The organism is Faecalimonas hominis, assembly GCF_054660755.1.
Map to the genome: position 1 here is coordinate 1 of NZ_BAAHSH010000090.1, position 501 is coordinate 501.

General features: G+C 41.5%; 1 protein-coding gene and 1 pseudogene. Both read right to left on the bottom strand.

Translation table 11 applies throughout. The annotated features are described in order from the left end of the window. A partial coding sequence (locus tag ACYQ35_RS11735) for an HTH domain-containing protein (protein WP_459833793.1) occupies window positions 1-257 on the bottom strand: 257 nt, incomplete at its 3' end. 13 nt (window positions 258-270) lie between these two features. Continuing rightward, window positions 271-501 (bottom strand): annotated as a pseudogene (locus ACYQ35_RS11740) (carboxylating nicotinate-nucleotide diphosphorylase); the annotation flags it as partial.

Sequence of the window (501 nt, forward strand, 5' to 3'; positions counted from 1 at the left end):
ACTGCACACAGTTCTTCCTCCAACTGTTCATCTGTATGACGCACTTTAAATATTTTACTTATCGACTTTGGAGCGTTCAAAATATATCCTTTGTTTGTGGAAATAATATCATATCCCATCGCACGAATCAACGCTATATCCTGTACAATTACCTGCCTGCTCACGTCATATGCCGCTGCAAGTTTTTTCCCCGAAACTGCCGTTGTACTGTTTTGTATCTGACTGATAATTTCTTCTCTTCTCTCTGAACCTGTCATTATTTTCTCCTCACTAAGAAACTGCATGAAGATTTTTTAAGGAAATGTCTAAAATTGGTGCTGAATGTGTCAACGCCCCACTGGAGATATAGTCAACCCCTATAGAAGTCAGACGCCCGATATTCTCCTTTGTCACATTTCCCGAACACTCTGTCTCCGCTCTTCCGTCTATAATACGCACTGCCTCTTCCATTTCTTCCGGAGACATATTATCCAACATGATAATGTCTGCTCCCGCTTCCAC